This is a genomic window from Crenothrix polyspora (assembly GCF_900163755.1).
Lineage (GTDB): Bacteria > Pseudomonadota > Gammaproteobacteria > Methylococcales > Methylomonadaceae > Crenothrix > Crenothrix polyspora.
Genome location: NZ_FUKI01000113.1, coordinates 1 through 21,823 on the forward strand (window position 1 = coordinate 1; position 21,823 = coordinate 21,823).

Sequence of the window (21,823 nt, forward strand, 5' to 3'; positions counted from 1 at the left end):
GTAACCGTTCGCACTGAGCTTGTCGAAGTGTGCCGTTCATGCTTCGACAAGCTCAGCACGAACGGTGGCTGTAACTGTCCTAAGTTGAAAACGCTGTATAAAGTTATTTTTGATATTTTTTTGTGGATAAATAAAATGGTATTTGGGATGTTTTTTGTGCAAACTACTTTAGCTGAAAATCTACTGTAGTCAAATGCCAGGAATTTATACGAGTGATTGATAGCATCCCATAATGGGCGGGTTATCAATTGATTTAGAGAGGCAGTGTACAGCCGAAAGTGAAAAGCTAGGCAAACCTTGTGCGGCTTGCCTAGCGGGGTCTGAATTATCTAGCGTCTTGTGATAAGGTGTTAAATAATTTGGCTATTTGTAAGTTCGGTTACACCACCGACAAGATCTACCACAATTAAGCTATTGGTATTTGAATCAGATTCTATAACCAAAGTGTGGTTTTCTGTGCCAATGGTTAAGTTAAAGCCGAAAGCTCGGTCATACATGTCGGTACTGCCAGAAGTCAGAGCATTGCTTAAGAAGTTATTGATCATAAATTTGCCCGCTTCATTAGCGAGCAAATAGCTATCGACATTAACAGGTACATCACCTTTGTATAGCGTTAAAATGCCGTCTTTGATAGCCATATTATCAAAATGCGCTGTGTCAAAAGGTGTGTTGATTGTCATGTTAGGCACAACACCGGCACCGGGTAGGTCGAGTTTATCGTAGCTATCGAAGCCTTCCACTCTGTCGGAGCTTAAAATAAAATTATCTAATGATATGTCTCCTATGCCGTAGGACATGCTGCTGTCGCCTGCCCCAATAACTACGGTGTCGACGTTGTATTGATCATGGGGTAACTGAGCAGAAGAGGCCAGCTGAGCGGGGGTTAAAATAGCAGAAGAGGCTAGTTGAGCGGGGGTTAAATGATAGGTGTCTTGGCCTTGACCACCGTTTAGGGAATTAGTACCTTCGCCACCGTATAGATGGTCATTGCCTTTGCCGCCGTCGAGATCGTCATTACCGATATCACCGTAAATTTCGTCATTACCCTCTTCGCCATAAAGCTTGTCATTGCCTGAGCCGCCCCACAGTGTATCATCGCCCTTACCGCCCCACAGGCTGTCGTTTTGGTTAGCACCTTTCATCTCATCATCGCCATTGCCGCCCCACATTTGGTCGTTGTCTGAGCCGCCGTTCATGTCGTCATTGCCGTCTTCGCCGTAAAGCTTGTCTTTACCAGAACCGCCGTAAAGCTTGTCGTCGCCATTGCCACCATACAGTGCGTCACTGCCTGCGTTACCCCACGCGGTATCATCACCGTTTCCGCCGCGCCAAAAATCATTTTTATTACTGCCACCGTAGATATCGGCTTCTGATGTTTGTTGTGACTTGTGAGCATGAGTATAAATAACTGATTTAGTTGTTGCCATTGGAATTACCTTTAAAATTATAGTGGAGTTTTAGAAGCTATTAATAAATTTTTAAAGCTGTCGTTAGCTGTTAGTTAATTTAAGCGTGCAGACACTGCGGTATACCATTGTGTAGCAGTGCCTTGTTTTGACCGATGCAGTAGCGGCTTAATATTTTTATGTAAATTTACAGTCTGTTTTTTGATAGTTTTTTGATTTAAAATCAAAAATTGTAAATTTTTTTTTGCAAAAAAATAAAATACAACTCGCCGTCAGGCTATTCAGAAAGCTGCTATTAAAACCGCTCACTTTCGATGTTTTAGTATAGTAGATAGTACAAAAAATATATTTATTATTATTATAAAATTTTAAAATTGTTTAGTTAATACCGCCGTGCTGTCGATAGCGGTAGTGCCATAGGCGTGTTTTTATTTTATACTGGACGAATTACTTACACTAAGGAAGTCTCATGGAAAAACCATACATACTCCACATGCTCACTACCGCTAAAAACCTGAGCCCTTTTGATGTCAATATGGCCTTGGATGCCGGATGGACATCTGCCATCCCCTATATCAATGTTGAACTTGGCGAAATACAAGGCTTGGTGCAAGATGCCATTTTTTCGCGTAGCGCCAAAAGTTTAAAGCGTACCGGTATTTTTATTGGTGGCCGCGATACCAAAGAAGCGATGGACATGCTGAAGGCGGCACAACAGGCAATGGTGCCGCCGTTTGAAGTCTCGGTGTTTGCTGACCCCAGTGGCGCATTTACCACCGCTGCTGGTATGGTGGCAGCGGTTGAACGTGAATTAATGGCAAAATTTAACACCACTTTAGAAGGCAAAGTGATTTTGGCCTTAGGGGGTACAGGGCCTGTTGGCCAAGCGGCGGCTGTTATAGCAGCGCAAGCGGGTGCAAAGGTGAGAATTATTGGCAGGCAATTAGACAAAGCCCAGCGTATCGCCGACATGTGCAGTCATGAATTTGGTGGTGGTAATATTGTAGTGACGGCCGGTGCTGATGCGGACAAAGCCGAGTTTATTAAAACCGCTGATGTGGTGTTTGCAACGGGTGCTGCGGGTATAGAGCTGTTAAGTGCAGAGCTGATTGCTTCTGCCCCGCAATTAAAAGTCGCTGCCGATGTTAACGCCGTACCGCCAGCGGGTATTGCCGGTGTGGATGCGTTTGCTAATGGCACGGCTATTATAGGCTCAGCCAGTGGCGCGGTGGGTATTGGTGCTTTGGCGATTGGTAATGTTAAATACCAGGCACAAAATCGCTTGTTGAAAAAAATGATCGAAAATGACAAGCCGGTATATTTGCATTTTGAACATGCGTTCGCCGTCGCCAGAGACTATATTAGAACTAACAGTTAAGTTAATCGGCTATCCGCTTAATAATGGGCAAAATGTGGGTTGGGTTGAATATTTTTCTCAACCCAACCTTTCCAGGGCATTATAAATGATGGGTTGCCAAACAGCAGGCAGCCCAATCTACTTGAATGTTATTATTCTTGTCCCGCGTTAGTTGGTAGCCAGTTAATCGATTCAGCACACTTTCAATACAGGGAAAAACCAATGGAAAAGCGCAGTATTCTTCACATGATTGACCCCATGCCGCATAACAGCCCGTTTGATGTCAATATGGCGGTGGATGCGGGCTTCGATGTCATCGTACCTTATAATAATGTTAAATTAGACAGTGTGTATGGCTTAACGCAAGATGCTATTTTCTCGCGTGGTCCATCGGGGGTAAAACGTACTGGTATTTTTATAGGTGGCCGGAATTTAGGGCTGGCGATGGATATGCTGGATAGCTGTAAAAAAGCGATGGTACCGCCGTTTGAAGTTTCGGTATTTGCCGATCCTAGTGGTGCATTTACCACAGCCGCTGCATTGGTGGCTTGTGTTGAGAAACAATTGCAACAAAAACACAGTACAGAACTCAAAGGTTGTAATGCAATTGTCTTTGGCGGTACGGGTTCGGTGGGGATTGCTACCGGTGTGATTGCCTCATTAGCCGGTGCAGAAGTGTGGTTGGTGGATCATTTGTCAATTGATACGGCTTTGGACATTGCAACCGAATACAATAAACGTTTTGGTTGCACTCTTAAAGGCACATATGCCAGTTCAGAAGCTGACAAAGCCCGCTTGATTTCTAAATCCGATGTGATTTTTTGTACCGCCAAAGCCGGTATACAAGTAATCGGTGCCAGCGTGTTGGATGAAGCCACCCACCTGAAAGTAGCGGGCGATGTGAATGCCGTACCACCTTTAGGTATAGAAGGTATAAAACGCAGTGACATGGGAGCGCCATTAATTCACGCTATTAATGCGCCAGGTGCAGTGGGTATTGGTGCGTTGGCGGTGGGTAATGTTAAATACCAATTGCAACATGCGTTGTTAAAGCTGATGCTGGCAACCGAGCAACCGGTCTATCTTGATTTTCGCGATGCTTTTAGTAAGGCGAGGGGAATAGCTAGCTAGGATGGATTTATGGCTAGCTATTTAGCTGGAATAAGTTTTGTAGGTTGGGGTGAGGTAACGAACCCCAACAATAAGCTGATCACAGTAAGTGCATAGCCGACATCAGCGAATTGGGAGCTGACAGCTCTAATCGATTATGTTTATTGATTAAAAACAGGCTACGTTATGATAAAAAAAATAATACAAACTACGGATGCGCCACACGCCATAGGCACGTATTCACAAGCGGTTAGGGCTGGTCAAACCGTGTATTTGTCGGGACAAATACCGCTAGTGCCCGACACGATGACCTTGGTTGAAGGCGATATTGCCGCGCAAATTAATCAAGTATTGCGTAATTTGCAAGCGGTGGTGAACGCGGCGGGTGGCGGTTTTGACGATATTGTTAAGCTGAATGTTTATCTAACCGATTTAGCGGATTTTCCGGTTGTTAACGCAATCATGACGGATTTTTTTCAAGCGCCTTTTCCTGCGCGCGCGGTGGTGGGCGTTGCGGCATTGCCTAAGGATGCAAACGTTGAAATCGATGCCATCATGGTTTTAAAACCGCAGGAATATCCCGCTTCTTAACTGAATTGGGACACTAAAGACAGTTGTTTATTTACTCAAACTGAAATACTGCAAAGGGGAAATCATGAATGAAGCAATCGAAGTCGTTATTTTTAAAGCTAAAACTGGCGTTACCGACAGTCAATTACAGGCAGCGGCTTCGGCGATTACGCCTATTCTTAGTACTATGCCTGGATTTATTCGTCGAGACTTAGGTGAATCAGAAGGGGGTGATTATATGGATGTGATTCATTGGCAAGATTTGGCGGCGGCGGAGGCGGCGGCTGAAAAAGTGATGACGATTCCGCAGTGTGTTGCATTTTTTGATCTGATTGATCAAAGCCAAATGCAGTTTATGCACTTTACCAAGATTGTCTAATGTCTTTATTGAATACGGGCGTATTAACGTGGTGCGTCTGGCCGGCTTTTAACCGCCGATTAGCATCACACTAAGCGTATGTCTGATCTTAAGCAATCGGTAACCGCCTTAGCCGGTATCGGTTCGCACACCGCAAATCGCTTGGCAAACTTGGGTATTCATATCATTCAAGATTTGTTGTTCCATCTGCCCTCTCGTTACGAAGACAGAACCCAGGTTTACCGTATTGGTGCTTTGCAAGCCGGCATGACGGCGTTAATCAAAGGCAAAGTGGAATGCACCGATGTGTTGCAAAAAGGTCGTACAAGTTTAATTTGCAAGATCAGCGATGGCACGGGGTTTCTGGATTTAAAGTTTTTTCATTTTTCTGCCAGTCAGCAAAATAGCCTCAAAGCCGGTGTATTTATCAGTTGTTTTGCCGAAGTGCGGGTGGGTTACGCTGGGCTGGAAATGGTACACCCCGAATACAGTGTGCTTGCCAGTATGGAAGCACCGGTCGCCGAAGCCAGCTTAACCCCAGTTTATCCACTGACCGAAGGACTTAATCAAGCCGTCATTAGAAAGGCGGTAAAACTGGCCTTGGCCGTGTGCAATACGCAGCCCGCGTTGTTGCCAGACTGGATTCCAGCGGTTATCTTGCAAAACTATCATTACCCTGATTTACTCACCGCTATACACGCAGTGCATCATCCACAGGATTCGCAGGCTGCCGCCGCTCTGCAAGCCGGTGAAAGCCCCGCATTAAAACGCTTAGCCTTCGAAGAATTACTGGCGCATCATTTGGTATTGCGCAGTGCCAGAGTTAAAAGCAACGCCTGGCACGCACCGGTGTTTGTGAGTGATGCTGCGTTGACCGCGCAATTTTTACAATCCTTAGCGTTTAGCTTAACCGGCGCACAGCAGCGGGTGATTGCGGATATTGAACAGGATTTTCACACAGGCCGCCCCATGATGCGGCTGGTGCAAGGTGATGTGGGTTCTGGCAAAACCATTGTTGCCGCCTACGCCGCGTTATTGGCGTTGGCGGCGGGTTATCAAGTTGCCGTGATGGCACCGACTGAGTTATTGGCTGAGCAGCATTTTAAAAATTTTAGTACCTGGTTCGGTATTTTTGACAGCAACGTCGTCTTTTTAACCGGACAGTTGAAAGGCGCAGCGCGGCATTTGGTATTGCAGCACTTGCAAGATAATACCGCTAACGTAGTGATTGGTACGCATGCGTTGTTTCAAGACAGTGTTAATTTTGCCAAGTTGGGCTTGATTATTATTGATGAGCAACACCGTTTTGGTGTGCATCAGCGCATGGCCTTGCGTGAAAAAGGCCAGCACGATGGTATGAGGCCGCATCAATTAGTGATGACCGCCACACCGATTCCGCGGACTTTGGCTATGTTGCAGTATTCGGATTTGGATCTGTCTGTTATTGATGAATTACCCCCTGGCCGTACACCGATTGTGACGGTGGTGATTTCAGCTGAGCGCCGCAGCGAGGTAATTGAACGCATCAATAACTGGGTCGACCATAAAAAGCAAGTGTATTGGGTGTGTACCCTGATTGAAGAATCGGACGCATTGCAAGCCGAGGCGGCTGAAATTACCGCGCAACGCTTGGCCATGTTATTGCCCAAAGTACGTGTAGGTTTATTACATGGCCGTATGAAAACAGCAGAAAAAAACACCGTCATGGGCGCATTTAAATGCCAGCAACTGGATTTATTGGTGGCGACGACAGTGATTGAAGTGGGGGTGGATGTCCCCAATGCCAGTTTAATGGTGATTGAAAATCCGGAGCGTTTAGGTTTATCGCAGTTGCATCAGTTACGTGGTAGGGTGGGGCGGGGCGTGAATGACAGTTACTGTGTGTTAATGTATCAAGCCCCGTTATCGGAAACTGCACGGTTACGCTTGGGTATTTTACGCGACAGTCATGACGGCTTTGTGATCGCCGAAAAAGATTTGCAATTACGCGGTCCCGGTGAAGTTATGGGCGTGCGCCAAACCGGTGCTATTCAATTTAAAGTGGCGGATTTGCGCCGCGATAGCGATTTGCTGGATAACATTCAGCACGCAGCCGACTATTTTATAACACACACTCCCCATGCTATTGAGCCACTGTGTGAGCGCTGGCTGGGTATTAGCACAGATTATTCTGAGGTTTAAACGCACTTGGCACACACACCTTTTTTATTGGCTGGGCAACCGGTATGGCTAGAAAATCGACCTGGCATTCGCCAGCACATGCCCGGCAACATACAAGCGTGGGTTTATGAAACCGGTTCGTTAACACAGCGTTTGCGGCAACGTTATGGTGCGTCGGTGGCGGTGCGCATGTTGTTTCATCGCTGGGCTACACCATCGCTGAGTGAGCGCAGATTATTGGCGGTGCCGGAACACCGTTATGCCTTGGTGCGTGAAGTGATGTTACATGCTAACGGTAAGCCGCTGTTACTGGCTAGAACTATTATTCCGGAAGCTACCCTCAAGGGCGCACACCGTAACTTGTCACATCTGGGTACGCGGCCTTTGGGAGAAGTGATTTTTTCTTACCCGAAGCTGGAGCGTTTGGCGATGGAGGTGACGTTGATTCCCGCTACCAGTTGGTCACCATCGGCGATTGATTTGGCCGGTATCAATCAATCAATCTGGGGTAGGCGCACGGTATACGCTGTTGCAGGGCGAGCTATGTTGGTGAGTGAGTTTTTTTTACCGGAAATTTTGTGATGTTAAGGAACGTGCATGAAATAACTTGAACAACTTAAACGCCACCACCGTTCGTGCTGAGCCTGTCGAAGCATGAACTTGCTCAAGTTATTTCGTGCGCGTTCCTAAGTTGTTCCGTGTAGCCATAATCACCTAACAACAATAGCGCTAGGATGGCGAATTAACATGGAAAATACGCCTCTATTTCTGTTTAACCAGCCACGTACTTCCAGATTTTTTCCGAGATAGCTGTTAATACCTGGGAATAAAGCCAGCCATTTGCGTTCAATACGTGCTTCAAACTTATCTGAAAATGTCAGATAAATCGACTTTCGGGTGTCACGTACAGTTGTTACTTTACCAACTAAGCGCGTCCAGCCGGTATGACCTTCATCCGTTAGGCTACTAACCGGCAACACAGCAAATTCTGGCCGTTGCCAAATACCCACTTTGGCGTGCTCTGCTTGCTGCTGTGCGGCCAGTAATTCCTCGGTAAACAAAAGGTTGGGCGGGTAAATACTCACCTCGGCTAAACCTGCTTTTACCAGTTCCAGATTGATATGTTGTTTGTTTTCGGTAAACAAATGCCCTAAGGTTCTTTTGTATTTGTCGGTGAGTTCTACATCGGTTTGCACACGTACTTTAGTATTTTTCAAACGCGTGATAAGCCATTGTTTGGCTTCATCGCCACCGGCATCGGCTTGTTTATCGCGGTGTCTTACTTCGGGGGTATTAATGCCCAATAAGCGAATTTTACGACCATCTTCCAGCACTACCGTATCGCCATCGTAAACAGTTTTGATACTCTGATAACTGTAACCTGGCTTTACGGTGAGTATTTTTGCATCGGCATGGCTGCGATCTGAAAAGTGCTTATTGCCTTCGGTATCTTGCCATTGATAGATTTCTGCGTGGGCTAATAGCGGTAAGCACAGTAATATTGCTGATAATGACAGGGATTTGGCTGAGAGCGGCATAGTAGTTTGGTATATGGGGGGCGGTAAACTAATATTAATTACATTTAAGTGAAATTGGCGTGATGTTGTCAATGTATTCGCTTTAAATCTACACTTCCCCAGCTTAAGCTCGGCAAGTGTAGATTAGGTTGAGTGCTTTTCTCAACCCAACATAACCCATTCGTTGAACATGTTGGGCTGCCAAATAGCAGACAGCGCACCTTACATTAAAGCAGGTACGTGTTAGTGGTTACACGTTGTAGGGATACACCGCTTCAAAGCCATGTACTTTGGCTTTGCTGGTAAATACAGGTGCTGTCCACGGGGTATGTTCTTGTTGTAAAATAAAACTTGCCAACCATGTTGCTTGGCTGCGAATGGGTAAAATGTACGCGTACAGCTTGCCATTGGGTAGTTCTGCGCAATCACCTAACGCAAAAATACTGTCATCATTGGTTTGTAAAAATGTATTAACTTTAATACCACGGCCAACATTAAGACCTGCCTGTTTGGCAAGATCTGTACGCGGTTTAAAGCCACAAGCGACAATCAAACCGTCGAATTCTGTAAAAACATCTGTTTGTATGGCTACTTTTTCGGCTTGTTGACTAATAGCTTGAATATTTTGGTTAAACAGAACGGTAACACCACTTTTGTGCAAAACATTGAGCAGCAATGCCGAATCTTCTACTACCAGTTGTCGCTCCATTAAACGTTCGACCGCATGAAATACAGTGACATTATCGCCGGCCACTGCTAAGTCAGAAGCAAGTTCGCAACCAATTAAACCACCCCCGATTATCGCCCAATGGGGTTTGCGATTTTGGTTTACTAATGTGTGTCGAAATGCGCGTATGGCTTTTAGATCAACTAAGCTATTCAAGCAAAAAAACAGTTTTTTAAATGGCTGGTAAGGCGGTGGAATAAATGCTTCTGAGCCTTGCGCCAATACTAGAATGTCATAGTGCAATGTTCGTTCTTGCACACTGTCGAGCGCTATTGTCTTGCTGTGTCGATCAATTGCAGTGACTTCTGCGCCGCTGAGTACATTAATACCGCTGTCACGAATTTTATCGAATTTTTTTAAAATGATAGTATTTTCAATATCCGTTTTGGTAAAACCGCGCGAGAGCAGTGGTCGTGAGTAATAACCGTCATGCTCATGGGTTACCAGCGTAATATTGATGGCGATAGTAGAATTAGGCGTGCTGGCCTTTAATGCCAGACACTTTTCAGCAAAACTAACACCGGCAATACCCGATCCAATGATAACAATGTGCATGCTGCTCTCCTGTAAAAATTAAGCCCTGTTACGCAGTAAGGAGCTGAAAGTCATCTTTCTCTACGCCGCATTCCGGGCAGCGCCAATCATCAGGAATATCTGCCCACAGCGTACCGGGTGCAATATCTGAATCTGGGTCACCTGCTGCTTCGTCATAAATATGTCCACAAACGTCACACTGATATTTAGCCATTGATTACCTCGTATTTATTGTTAAATTGTTAGTATTAGCCTTACGCCTGTATAAGACATTGCTGACTTTATCATTTTTATGACACAGGTAACAGTATTTTAATAGTTGGTATTATGCGATTGCTGCTGTATAAAAAATACGCTTCTGGGGTTGCTGATAGGAATACTGTTTGTGCTGTAATAGTAAAGAATATTGAAGACATATCATGTGTGGATTGTTAGTTAAATGAGTTAGCAATGTTATATCTCTATCTACACGGCTGCATTACAACGTCGCTTAATTAAAAATACTGTAGTTGCTAAATGCTTTAATTTGTTGGTAAAGTCATTATTTGACTTGTGACAATCGCTTGCTTGTTGTAAAAAACAACTTACAATGGGCAGTTGATTAAGTCATTATAGGCATAGATAATACGTCTGCTTAGCCAGCTGACACATTCGCCGCGTTTTTGTAATTACATTGTGCGGCATTCATCTATTAATACGACAGAGACTGATAATGTTAGACGTTCTGATTTTGTGTACGGGAAATTCTTGCAGAAGTATTTTAGCTGAGGCACTGATAAATCACTTTGGTAGCAACCGCTTACATGCGTATTCAGCGGGTAGTCATCCTACTGGAACGGTTAATCCTAATGCCTTGGCGACATTGCAGCGTAATGCACTGCCTACTGATGGTTTGACCAGTAAATCGTGGGATGAGTTTGACGGTAAAGGCATTGATATTGTCATTACTGTGTGTGATCGCGCCGCCGCAGAAGTATGTCCCAGTTATTTAGACGGTACTATTCGGGCGTATTGGGGATTGTCTGATCCTGCACATGTTACTGGCAGTGCGGAGCAGATTAATAGTGCTTTTCAGGCAACCTACGATGCCTTACACATCAGAATCACCAAAATGCTGGAATTGCCTTTAGAAGATATGACTCAAGCGGAAATAGTGGATGCACTCAGTAAAATTGGCAGTCAATCTGAGACTTAAACTAGCGAGATTGAAAAACGATAGACAAAAAAAATGCGACTTAGTAAGTCGCATTAAAAGAAGGATATAAACTCTAGATCCTGTTAAGGATTTGCATCTCAAGAGTTGAATACAGTATTAACCATAAATACAAAAAATGGAATGTGGCATATTGTCGCACAGCTGTTTTTCTGCTATGTAGTTAAGAATCTTCGCTGCAATTTACATATTCTGGATAAATATTGCTCAGTTTGGCAAAATCTGCCAGCGAAATTTCTTCCGCTCTTACGCTGGCATCAATGCCTAAAGCACTAATTGCAGCCTCTGGAATCAGCTTTTTTAACGAATTACGTAAAGTTTTGCGGCGCTGCGAAAATGCGGCGGTAACCACTTTATTCAATAATGTTACATCGTATACCTCAACCGGCGGCGTTACATGCGGCACCAAGCGAATAATAGCCGACATGACTTGCGGTGCAGGATCAAAACTTTCTGGCGGTACGTCAAATAAACATTCGCCCGCACAATAATATTGCATCATCACACTCAAGCGACCGTATTTTTTACTGCCAGGCGCTGCACAAATTCTGTCCACCACTTCTTTTTGTAGCATAAAGTGCATGTCTTCTATACAGGCAGCGTTATTAAGTAAATGAAACATCAATGGCGTGGAAATATTGTAAGGTAAATTACCGACAATGCGGATTTTCTCATTAGGCGGCGCTAAGCTGGCAAAATCAAAGCGTAGTGCATCGCCACTGTGAATGCGTAGATTTTCATGGTCTGTAAACTTGGCCTTGAGCAAGGTCACCAAGTCTCTATCTAGCTCAACCACATCTAATTGGCCAATTTGTTTGAGCAACGGCGCAGTGAGTGCGCCTTGCCCTGGGCCGATTTCTACCCAGTTTTGACCCGCTTTTGCTTCTAAACTGGAAATAATATTATAGATAATAGCGTGGTCATGTAGAAAATTTTGACCAAAGCGTTTACGAGCGGTATGTGCCATAGAGTTTATGTGTTATGTGCCATTGTTAAGGCGGTTTGTAGGGCGTATTGCAAACTGCCCAAATCGGCTTTACCGGTTCCGGCCAAGGTTAATGCGGTACCGTGATCCACTGAGGTGCGAATAATCGGCAAGCCTAACGTAATATTAACAGCCTGGCCAAAGCCCTTGTGCTTAAGCACAGGTAAGCCCTGATCATGATACATAGCTAATACCGCATCGGCAGAGTCCAGATAATGCGGGGTAAACAAGGTATCTGCGGGTAAAGAACCCTGAATATCCATGCCTTGTTGACGAAAATCGGCTAATACCGGATCAATAATATCTAGTTCTTCACGACCTAAATGCCCACCTTCACCCGCATGCGGATTAAGCCCGCACACCAGTATTTTAGGGTTGGCAATGTTAAATCGTGTGGTTAAATCATGATGCAACACATTTATAACGCTACGCAAACGCGCAGCTGTAATTGCCTGAGGCACTTTTGCTAACGGTAAATGTATGGTAACCAAGGCGACCCGTAAACCGGGTGTTTCCAGCATCATAACAGGGGTGCCGCCGGTTAGCTCGGCAATGTATTCGGTGTGGCCACTGAAGGCAAAACCGGCATCGTTAATCACCGCTTTATGCACCGGTGCGGTTACCATAGCATCAAACGTGTGGTTAAGACAGCCTTGTGTTGCTTCGCTGATGGTTTTTAATACATAGGCACTGTTATTGGTATTCAATTGACCACACTGCGCCGCTACCGCCAACTCAATCGGCACTACGGTTAAATGGCCTACGCTAGCGTATTTTCGGGGTGCTAATGGGTCAAAGGTGTTGATCTGTACGTAATAGCCTAACTGTTTTGCTCGCTGCGCCAATAAGGTCGGACTACCGATAATAACCAATTCGCACGCTAATTCATGCTGCGCTAATTGTATGCACAGATCAGAGCCGATACCGGCAGGTTCGCCTGAGGTTAGCGCAATGCGTTTAATGGATGAATCGCTTAAAGCCATAGAGAGAAGCTAAAATAAAGCAATTTTACAGGATAACAACTTAAGTAAATTTATAATTTAACGCTTTTACGCTAAATGTATCCGATAATATAGCCAACACAGCGTGTAATAAGTAAATTCAGTCCCCACTACACTGGGCAAAGATACTATGATAGCTCAACAATTGTTAAGAAAAATCGGCTGGCTAATTATCATCTTAGTCAATGCCCGCAGTTACGCCGACACCAGCCCGCCAACGCTAGCGCCAGGCTATGGCAATCTACAATTTACCGCACCCGAACCCGACAGCTACACCCTGCCGCCATTAGGCCAGGCCGCCGATGGCAAGGTATTGGATATTGAAGGCCACGACACCAGCTTGCATGCCTTAATAGGTGACAAAGCCAAAGCCACCGACAAAATCGTTTTGCTGAGTTTTATTTATGCCACTTGCAGCGATGTCAATGGCTGCCCGTTAGCCACCACGGTATTACATAAAATCAACAGCCGTTTGCAAAAAGAGCCAGAACTGGCCAAAAAGCTACGCCTGTTAACCTTAAGCTTTAACCCCGCACACGACACGCCCGCGCAAATGAAGCACTACGGTGCAAGTCTGCAAGACGGCACGCTGGAATGGCATTTTTTAACCACCCGCTCCGAGCAAGAATTAAATCCCATCCTAAATGCCTACCAGCAAAACATCCAAAAAATTTATGACGACAAAGGTCAGGATACCGGTACGTTTTCACATGTGCTTAGGGTGTATCTGATTGACCAGCAGCGACAGATACGCAGCATTTACAGTCTGTCGTTTTTGCACCCCGATACCGTTATTAACGATATTAAAAGCCTGTTGCAAAAGCCCACCGCCAAAACGCCACCAAGCCCACTTAAAACAATCGACGCACTCAAAACGATCAAACACCCACCACTGGGTTTACCGCCCGTTCCGATACCTGACAACAACCCTATCAGCCTGCAAAAAGTCAGCCTGGGCAAAAAACTGTTTTTTGACCGGCGTTTGTCGCTCAATAATACGATGTCTTGCGCCATGTGCCATATTGCCGACCAGGGCTTTACCAACAACCAGATGGCAACTGCTGTGGGTGCGGAAGGCCGCACGGTACGGCGCAATAGCCCGTCTTTGTACAACACCGGCTATTTTAGTCTGTTGTTTCATGATGGCCGTGAAACCTCGCTGGAACAACAAGTATGGTTGCCGTTATTGACGCATAACGAAATGGCCAATCCGTCTATCGGTTATGTTATCGACAAAATCAACACCAGCGCAGATTACACCGGATTGTTCCAAAAAGCCTTTAAAAAACCCGCCAGTATGGAAACTGTCGGCATGGCGCTGGCAAGTTACGAACGCACGTTAAATTCGGCGAATTCGCCGTTTGATCGCTGGCAATACGGCCATGACCAACAGGCGCTGGATGCTAAGGCGCAACGCGGCTATCAGTTATTTATCGGCAAGGCGGCTTGCTCACAATGCCATACCGTAGGTGATAAACACGCGCTGTTTACCGATAACAGCTTGCACAACACCGGCATTGGCTATCGGGATGCAATGGTGAGCAACGACAACAAGCAGAGCGTACAACTTGCGCCGGGTGTGTTTGTGAATGTGGATGCCCAGTTGCTTGCCTCGGTATCAGAAACCAAGACCAACGATTTGGGGCGTTATGAAATCACTCAAAACCCCGCGCATCGCTGGCAATATAAAACCCCGTCGCTGCGTAATATTCAGCTAACAGCCCCGTATATGCACAACGGCAGTCTGGCCAGTTTGCAGGAGGTGATTGCTTTTTACAACCAGGGCGGTATCGCCAATGAAAATCGTGATCCGCTCATTAAGCCGCTGCATTTAAGTGACGAGGAAAGCAAAGATTTGGCATATTTTTTAACTCAGTTGACCGGCGATAATGTGCAAGAATTAATCGATGAGGCTCGGACTGCGCCAGTAGGCGATAGGCAATAATGCACCCAAAATCTACACCAAGGATCGATATGGACGCCATTGATTTTATCAACACCGAAAACTTACCCGAAGCGCTGCAAATCTCTGTCAGCAATGCCTTAAACGATTGGTATCAACGTGTATCAGAATTAGGGCTGGCTGTCCCAGAAGACGATAAATTTAAAGCCTCATTGGCTAAAGTCTGGTGTAGCAGCCAGTTTATTGCTGAAAGCTGCACGCGCAAGCCGCAAATGCTGCTGGATTTGATCAGTTCAGGCGATCTAATCATGCCCTACCCAGCCGATCACTATGGCCAGGCCTTAAGCCATAACATCGCCAGCACCGAAGCCGAATTAATGGCCGCATTACGCCAGTTCCGGCGCAGGGAAATGGTACGTATCGCCTGGCGTGATTTGGCCGATTGGGCTCCGCTTTCTGAAACCTTAATGGATTTATCGCTGCTCGCCGATGCCTGCATTCAAACCGCGCTGGCGTTTGCTTACCAACAAAACTGCGCTAGATTTGGTACGCCTATGTTACCAAGCGGCCAACCTCAACAGATGATTGTGTTAGGCATGGGCAAGCTCGGCGCTTACGAACTCAACTACTCCTCGGATATTGACCTGATCTTCGCCTACCCGCAAGACGGTGAATTAACTGACAGAAACGCCACCACCTACGGCGAATTTTTCACCCGCGTCTGTAAAAGTCTGCTTAAAATCCTGGATGAAATCACCGTTGATGGCTTTGTGTTTCGTACTGATATTCGCTTACGGCCTTACGGTGACAGCGGTGCGGTCATCATGACTTTTGACGGCATGGAAATCTATTACCAGACTCAGGCACGGGAATGGGAACGCTACGCGATGATTAAAGCCCGCCAAGTCGCAGGGGACTTTGATACCGGCAAACAATTGCTGGCCATGCTCAAAGCCTTTGTTTATCGACGTTATCTGGATTACGGCGCGTTCGAAGAACTGCGTTCGTTAAAATTGCAGATCAGCCAGGAACTGCGCCGTAAAGACCGCAGGGAAAACATCAAACTTGGCCCTGGCGGTATCCGCGAAGTTGAATTTATTGGCCAGGCGTTTCAGTTAATCCGTGGCGGCAGTGAAAAAAGACTGCAAACACGCGGCATTGTCGACGTGCTACACTTGCTCGGCGAGCTGCATTTATTAACAGCGGATGATGCCGCACAGCTAATACAATCCTACCAATTTTTACGCCGCGCTGAAAACCACATTCAGCAATACCAAGACAAACAGACCCACGATTTGCCCACCGATCCTAACGTGCAGCAAATTCTGGCCTATTCGCTGAATTATGCCGATTGGCATAGCTTTAAACAGGCATTGGATACGGTCAGGGCTCAGGTGCAAACCGTGTTCGATCAAGTATTTTCCGTTGCCAAACAAATCCAAGGTCACGATAACAGCCAAAAAATCTGGGCGTGCAGTGCAGACGACAGCGAGTTATTACAGCATCTTGCCGACTACGGATTTCAGGATGGCGAACACAGCCTTATTGCCCTTAAGTATTTTAAAAATTCATTGGCGATGAAACGGTTGACCACCAAAGGCTTGGGGGTGCTTAATCGCCTGATGCCGCAGTTGCTTGCCGCGTTATCGCAAACCCCAAATGCTGATGTCACCTTAAAACGCGCGTTGGCGTTGTTTGAATCGGTGGCCAGTAGAAACGTGTATCTATCGCTGCTAGGCGAAAATCCCCATGCTTTAGCGCAATTGCTACGATTATTATCGGCCAGCCCGTGGTTTGGCGATTACTTATCGCGCTACCCAATCTTATTTGATGATCTGCTCGATCCGCGCACCTTGTTTGAACCGCTGAATAAAACTAATCTGAATGCCCAGTTAACCGCCTTATTAGCCGCTGTCGACAGTGACGACGAAGAACGTTTAATGAACGTGCTGCGGCATTTTAAACAACAACAAGTATTGCGCGTGGCTGCCGCTGATATTATGGGTATCATCCCGCTCATGGTGGTCAGTGATTATTTAACCTGGATTGCCGAAACCGTCCTTAGCCATGTGATCGGCTGTGCGTGGCGCAGCCTGATTGCTAAGCACGGCTGTCCGCCAGATTGCACACCGGATGGCGCTTGCCCTGTGAGCGGCTTTGCTGTCGTAGGCTTTGGCAAACTGGGTGGTATTGAACTGGGTTACAGCTCAGATTTGGATATGGTGTTTTTGTACAGCTGTTTGGACGGCAATGCCGATACCACTGGTATAAAACCTATCTCTTGCGCCCAGTTTTATGGCCGCTTGGGGCTGAAAGTACAACGCAGCCTGGATACCAAATTATTATCCGGTATGCTGTATGACGTGGACATGCGTTTAAGACCGCACGGTGATTCTGGCTTGCTGGTGACCAATATCAATGCTTACGAAAATTATCTCAGCAAAGAAGCCTGGACATGGGAACATCAAGCCTTAGTACGTGGCCGGTTTATTGCCGGTGATTTAGCGTTAAAATCTCAATTTGAAGCCATCCGGCAACGTATTTTAAGCTTACCGCGTGATGTTAATACCTTAAAAATCGAGGTGCGTGACATGCGGCAAAAAATGCGCGATCACTTGTCAATAAAAGAAATCAACACGTTTGACCTGAAACAAAGCAAAGGCGGTATTGCTGATATAGAGTTTATAGTACAATTTGCGGTATTGGCACTGGCGGCACACCATCCGTCAATAAGCATTTTTACCGATAACATCAGATTGTTAGCTGCCTTGCAGGCACAGGGTTTTATGACGGCGGACGTTGCTGATACCTTAAAAACCGCTTACTGCACCTATCGCGATATCGGCCATAAGCGGGCGCTGCAAGGCGAAACTGCACAGGTGGATGACGCACAAATCGCCTTACTGCGTGCAAAAGTGACGCACATTTGGCACACTTTTATGGAATAATTCAATGAACACCAACAACGCGGAGAAAAAATAATGGGGATGGAAGATAGAGACGGCTTTATTTGGCTAGATGGCAAATGGACTGCCTGGCGTGAAGCAAAAGTACATGTATTAACCCATACTCTGCATTATGGCTTGGGCGTATTTGAAGGTATCAGAGCCTATAAAACCGACAAAGGCACGGCGGTGTTTAAATTGCAGGAACACACTGACCGCCTGTTCCGTTCCGCGCATATCATGAATATGCCGATGCCGTTCAGCAAAGATGAGATTAATCAGGCGCAATGCGAAGCCGTGTCTAAAAATGGCTTAGACAGTGCTTATATTCGCAGCATGTGTTTTTACGGTTCGGAAGGCATGGGACTGCGTGCCGATAATTTAAAAGTCCATGTTATGGTTGCCGCCTGGGCATGGGGCGCGTATTTGGGTGATGACAGCATTGAAAAAGGCATCCGCATCCGCACGTCATCTTACGTGCGTAACCACCACAACAGCACCATGTGCAAGGCCAAAGCCAATGGCAATTACATCAACTCCATTTTGGCGCTGCAAGAAGCCCGTGCCAACGGTTATGATGAAGCGCTGATGCTCGATCACGAAGGTTTTGCTGCTGAAGGCAGCGCCGAAAATCTGTTTATCGTCCGTAACGGCAAAATTTACACACCGGAAACCACCTCCGCTCTGGAAGGCATTACCCGTGATACCGTCATGACTATTGCCAGGGAGCAAGGCTATGAGGTCATCGAGAAACGCATCACCCGTGATGAAATTTATGTCGCCGATGAAGCGTTTTTTACCGGTTCCGCTGCTGAAGTCACCCCGATCAGAGAACTGGATAATCGGCTTATTGGCTCTGGTAGTCGTGGCCCTGTCACTGAAAAATTGCAATCTTTGTATTTTGATTATGTGAAGGACGGCAGACCAGAGCATAAAGACTGGCTGACTTACGTTTGAAGCCATCGCGCAAACTACTGGTCGTAGGCCCGTCTTGGGTGGGCGATATGGTGATGGCGCAAAGCTTGTTTATCGCCCTAAAAGATCAATACCCGCTTTGTCAAATTGATGTGCTAGCGCCTAAGTGGACGTTAGCGTTATTGGCAAAAATGCCGCAAGTACAGCACGCCATCGCGCTACCGACTGCGCGTGGCCAGTTCGGATTGATACAGCGTTATCAATTAGGCAGGCGGTTACGATCTGAACACTATGATCAAGCTATCGTGTTGCCCAACTCGTGGAAATCAGCGTTAGTGCCATTTTTTGCCTATATTCCGGTACGCACGGGTTATATGGGCGAATGTCGCTGGGGCTTATTAAATGATGCCCGCACGCTGGATAAATCAGTGTTGGCTATGACGGTGCAGCGTTTTGTGGCTTTAGCTTACGCTAAAAATACCGCGCTACCGCCCGCGTGTCCAACACCGTGTTTCGTCAGTGATAACAGTAAACAACACGCGACCGCTCTAAAGTTTCAATTAAACTTGAACTTAAAAATACTGGTTTTATGCCCCGGTGCAGAATATGGCGAAGCCAAACGTTGGCCGATCTCACATTTCGCTGAACTGGCGAAACAGACGGCTGCTCAAGGTTGGCAGATTTGGTTGTTGGGCTCTGATAAAGACAGTGCTATTGCTGAGCAGATTAATCACGCAGCGGGCAACGTGTGCCGCAATTTTGCCGGCCATACCTCACTGACTGAAGCCGTGGAGCTCATGGCATTGGCGGATGCTATTGTGAGTAATGATTCCGGCTTAATGCATGTTGCTGCGGCTTTGGATAAAGATATTGTCGCGTTGTATGGCTCGTCCGATCCGAGCTTTACACCACCACTCAGTAAAAAAGCGCACATTATTTCTCTACAATTGGCTTGTTCACCGTGTTTTAAACGCGAATGCCCTTTATATCCGCCTGAACATGAAAGCCACACCCAATGCCTGACCAACATTACGCCTGATCGGGTACTCACTGTTTTGAGTACAATACACTAGGCCCATCATGAAAATTGCCATCATAAAACTGTCCGCGCTCGGCGACATTATTCACGCGATGGTTGCCCTGCAATTTATCAAGGCACAACGCAGTGATATTGAAATTGATTGGATTGTCGAAGAGCGCTTTGCCGACATTCTAAAACACAACCCTGATATTAATCAGCTATTAACAATTAATATTAAATCGTTAAAAACCAATAAAATTAATTTTTTCCGACAAGTTAAAAAAGTACGTGGCTATGCCAGAAATCGCTACGATTTAGTGATTGATGCCCAAGGTTTATTAAAATCTGCTGTTACTGCACGCCTATTGGGTAAACCTATTGCAGGTTACGATATACATTCCATTCGTGAAAAAGCCGCTTCGTGGTTTTACGATGTTAAAATTGCCTGTGCGTATGACGAAAATACCATTGATAGAAAAGCCTTGGTCTTATCCAGTCCCTTAGGCATAGGCATTAGTAAAGAGCAGATTGTTAATAAAGCCCCGTTTTTATTTTTTAGCGATGAAGATCCGCAAATTTATGATTATCTGCTGAAAGAGCATATTAATATCATTATGGTGATAGGTTCAACCTGGGACAGTCGTAATTATCCGGCGGCCAAATTTATCGCTATCGCGGAAAGTTTACAAGAAAACTGTTTGGTCGTTTGGGGCAGTGAAGAAGAAAAAATTAAAGCGGATTGGATGGCAACCCAATCCGATTATATTCAAGTAATGCCAAAATTGGACTTAAATAGCTTAAAAGCCCTGATCGCACAAGCAGATTTACTCATCGGTAATGACACCGGCCCCACACACATGGCGTGGGCACTTAACAAGCCTTCCATCACTTTATTTGGTCCTACACCGATTAGTCGCGTGTATCAAACGGATATTAATAAAGTGATTAAATCATCGTCTATTGTTAATCCATTTAAATTAAATAAACAAGATTATTCAATTAAAGATATTAATGAACAGGAAGTTATTACGTTAGCTAAACTATTATTAACTGCGTCAAAAAAATAACCTCTTTATATCACTGTTATTAAGTTAGCCTCTTCCTGGTTGAATATATGAAACAAATATGTACAGCGTTTTCACAGCTCAATAGTTACAGCGTAACCGTTCGCACTGAGCTTGTCGAAGTGTGCCGTTCATGCTTCGACAAGCTCAGCACGAACGGTGGCTGTAACTGTCCTAAGTTGAAAATGCTGTATTGCTTAATAAACCATCTTAATAATGGAGTTAATAATGCCGCGTATTGATATGATGGGGTGTTATATTGACAACCTTTCTATGGCAGAAACGCTACAAGCTATTGAAAAACTTATCCAGTCGGGTGAGCCAAGTCAGCATGTAGCGGTTAATGTGGATAAGGTGGTTAAGGCGAATAAAGACCCTAATTTGCAACGCATTATTAACGAATGTGCATTAATCAGTGCTGACGGTATGCCGATAGTCTGGGCATCACGGTTACTGGGAAAGCCGTTAAAAGAGCGGGTTACTGGTGTGGATTTGTTTGAAGCCTTAATGGCGTGTTCAGCCGAAAAAGCGTGGCGAATTTATTTTTTAGGCGCGACAGAAGCTATTGTTGGTAAAGTAAAACAACATTACGAAACTAAATACCCTGATATTTTAATAGTGGGTTATCGAAATGGTTATTGGTTGCCAGAACAAGAAAAGGTGGTGGTAGAGCATATTAAACTAGCGCAGGCCGATCTGTTATTTGTTGCCATGAGTTCTCCACAAAAAGAACAGTTTTTAGGGCGCTATCAAGCAGAGATGAAAATTCCTTTTGCGATGGGTGTCGGCGGTACTTTCGATGTTGTGGCAGGAAAAATTAAAAGAGCACCGTTGTGGATGCAGCAATCAGGCTTGGAATGGTTTTACCGCTTTTTACAAGAGCCTAGGCGCATGTATAAGCGGTATTTTATTGAGGATATGATGTTTTTTTGGCTGATGCTAAAAGAAATTTTTCGCTAATAGTTTTGGTTTTTTGGCTTAGGAACGCGCACGAAATAACTTGAGCAAGTTCATGCTTCGACAGGCTCAGCACGAAC

The 21,823-nt window shown here is 45.6% G+C and carries 20 protein-coding genes; 14 read left to right on the plus strand and 6 right to left on the minus strand.

The window, feature by feature from the left end:
• The coding region (locus CRENPOLYSF2_RS19035; RefSeq protein WP_217884089.1) for a hypothetical protein at positions 1–189 on the plus strand (189 nt) is incomplete at its 5' end.
• Positions 190–350: 161 nt separating this feature from the next.
• On the opposite strand, the gene CRENPOLYSF2_RS09225 is transcribed toward CRENPOLYSF2_RS19035, so the two are convergent.
• Entirely contained in the window at positions 351–1,427 is a 1,077-nt protein-coding gene (locus CRENPOLYSF2_RS09225; protein ID WP_087143661.1) for a calcium-binding protein, read from the minus strand.
• A gap of 448 nt (positions 1,428–1,875) precedes the next feature.
• Here CRENPOLYSF2_RS09225 and CRENPOLYSF2_RS09230 point away from each other — a divergent pair, with 448 nt between their 5' ends.
• From CRENPOLYSF2_RS09230 to CRENPOLYSF2_RS09255, 6 genes are all read left to right on the plus strand, one after another.
• A complete protein-coding gene (locus CRENPOLYSF2_RS09230; protein ID WP_087143662.1) occupies positions 1,876–2,784 on the plus strand; it encodes an NAD(P)-dependent methylenetetrahydromethanopterin dehydrogenase in 909 nt (302 codons plus the stop codon).
• Between the two features lie 201 nt (positions 2,785–2,985).
• Positions 2,986–3,894, plus strand: a complete 909-nt coding sequence (locus tag CRENPOLYSF2_RS09235; RefSeq protein WP_087143663.1) for an NAD(P)-dependent methylenetetrahydromethanopterin dehydrogenase — start codon at positions 2,986–2,988, stop codon at positions 3,892–3,894.
• A 165-nt stretch (positions 3,895–4,059) separates the two neighbouring features.
• A complete protein-coding gene (locus tag CRENPOLYSF2_RS09240) occupies positions 4,060–4,464 on the plus strand; it encodes a RidA family protein (protein WP_087143664.1) in 405 nt (134 codons plus the stop codon).
• Positions 4,465–4,528: 64 nt separating this feature from the next.
• Positions 4,529–4,822: a hypothetical protein gene (locus CRENPOLYSF2_RS09245; RefSeq protein WP_087143665.1), complete on the plus strand. Its 294-nt coding sequence runs from the start codon at positions 4,529–4,531 to the stop codon at positions 4,820–4,822.
• Positions 4,823–4,900: 78 nt separating this feature from the next.
• Positions 4,901–6,982, plus strand: coding sequence for an ATP-dependent DNA helicase RecG (gene recG, locus CRENPOLYSF2_RS09250; RefSeq protein WP_087143666.1), 2,082 nt, complete (start codon positions 4,901–4,903; stop codon positions 6,980–6,982).
• 6 nt (positions 6,983–6,988) lie between these two features.
• Complete coding sequence (locus tag CRENPOLYSF2_RS09255) at positions 6,989–7,543, plus strand: chorismate--pyruvate lyase family protein (RefSeq protein ID WP_245807963.1); 555 nt, start codon at positions 6,989–6,991, stop codon at positions 7,541–7,543.
• Between the two features lie 128 nt (positions 7,544–7,671).
• Here CRENPOLYSF2_RS09255 and CRENPOLYSF2_RS09260 read toward each other — a convergent pair whose 3' ends face one another.
• The 3 genes from CRENPOLYSF2_RS09260 to CRENPOLYSF2_RS09270 form a co-directional block, all read right to left on the minus strand.
• Complete coding sequence (locus CRENPOLYSF2_RS09260; protein ID WP_087143667.1) at positions 7,672–8,499, minus strand: thermonuclease family protein; 828 nt, start codon at positions 8,497–8,499, stop codon at positions 7,672–7,674.
• 229 nt (positions 8,500–8,728) lie between these two features.
• Positions 8,729–9,760: an NAD(P)/FAD-dependent oxidoreductase gene (locus CRENPOLYSF2_RS09265; RefSeq protein WP_087143668.1), complete on the minus strand. Its 1,032-nt coding sequence runs from the start codon at positions 9,758–9,760 to the stop codon at positions 8,729–8,731.
• Positions 9,761–9,788: 28 nt separating this feature from the next.
• Positions 9,789–9,953, minus strand: coding sequence for a rubredoxin (locus CRENPOLYSF2_RS09270; RefSeq protein WP_087143669.1), 165 nt, complete (start codon positions 9,951–9,953; stop codon positions 9,789–9,791).
• Positions 9,954–10,451: 498 nt separating this feature from the next.
• Between CRENPOLYSF2_RS09270 and CRENPOLYSF2_RS09275 the strand changes: the two genes are divergently transcribed.
• Positions 10,452–10,934, plus strand: coding sequence for an arsenate reductase ArsC (locus CRENPOLYSF2_RS09275; protein ID WP_087143670.1), 483 nt, complete (start codon positions 10,452–10,454; stop codon positions 10,932–10,934).
• Positions 10,935–11,115: 181 nt separating this feature from the next.
• Here the strand turns inward: CRENPOLYSF2_RS09275 and rsmA are convergent, their stop codons facing one another.
• Together rsmA and pdxA are read right to left on the minus strand one after the other, a co-directional pair.
• Entirely contained in the window at positions 11,116–11,919 is an 804-nt protein-coding gene (rsmA, locus tag CRENPOLYSF2_RS09280; RefSeq protein WP_087143671.1) for a 16S rRNA (adenine(1518)-N(6)/adenine(1519)-N(6))-dimethyltransferase RsmA, read from the minus strand.
• A 5-nt stretch (positions 11,920–11,924) separates the two neighbouring features.
• Positions 11,925–12,920, minus strand: a complete 996-nt coding sequence (gene pdxA, locus CRENPOLYSF2_RS09285; protein ID WP_087143672.1) for a 4-hydroxythreonine-4-phosphate dehydrogenase PdxA — start codon at positions 12,918–12,920, stop codon at positions 11,925–11,927.
• A gap of 148 nt (positions 12,921–13,068) precedes the next feature.
• Here pdxA and CRENPOLYSF2_RS09290 point away from each other — a divergent pair, with 148 nt between their 5' ends.
• From CRENPOLYSF2_RS09290 to CRENPOLYSF2_RS09315, 6 genes are all read left to right on the plus strand, one after another.
• Positions 13,069–14,883: a cytochrome c peroxidase gene (locus tag CRENPOLYSF2_RS09290; RefSeq protein ID WP_087143673.1), complete on the plus strand. Its 1,815-nt coding sequence runs from the start codon at positions 13,069–13,071 to the stop codon at positions 14,881–14,883.
• 29 nt (positions 14,884–14,912) lie between these two features.
• Complete coding sequence (glnE, locus tag CRENPOLYSF2_RS09295; protein WP_087143679.1) at positions 14,913–17,789, plus strand: bifunctional [glutamate--ammonia ligase]-adenylyl-L-tyrosine phosphorylase/[glutamate--ammonia-ligase] adenylyltransferase; 2,877 nt, start codon at positions 14,913–14,915, stop codon at positions 17,787–17,789.
• 33 nt (positions 17,790–17,822) lie between these two features.
• Complete coding sequence (locus CRENPOLYSF2_RS09300; protein WP_087143674.1) at positions 17,823–18,743, plus strand: branched-chain amino acid transaminase; 921 nt, start codon at positions 17,823–17,825, stop codon at positions 18,741–18,743.
• A complete protein-coding gene (gene waaF, locus CRENPOLYSF2_RS09305; RefSeq protein WP_087143675.1) occupies positions 18,740–19,774 on the plus strand; it encodes a lipopolysaccharide heptosyltransferase II in 1,035 nt (344 codons plus the stop codon). The genes CRENPOLYSF2_RS09300 and waaF overlap by 4 nt, the downstream gene beginning before the upstream one ends.
• A 7-nt stretch (positions 19,775–19,781) precedes the next feature.
• Positions 19,782–20,789 carry a lipopolysaccharide heptosyltransferase I gene (waaC, locus tag CRENPOLYSF2_RS09310; RefSeq protein ID WP_087143676.1) on the plus strand — a complete coding sequence of 336 codons (1,008 nt, stop codon included), beginning with the start codon at positions 19,782–19,784 and terminating at the stop codon, positions 20,787–20,789.
• Positions 20,790–21,014: 225 nt separating this feature from the next.
• Complete coding sequence (locus tag CRENPOLYSF2_RS09315; RefSeq protein ID WP_217884090.1) at positions 21,015–21,746, plus strand: WecB/TagA/CpsF family glycosyltransferase; 732 nt, start codon at positions 21,015–21,017, stop codon at positions 21,744–21,746.
• Positions 21,747–21,823: the final 77 nt, after the last annotated feature.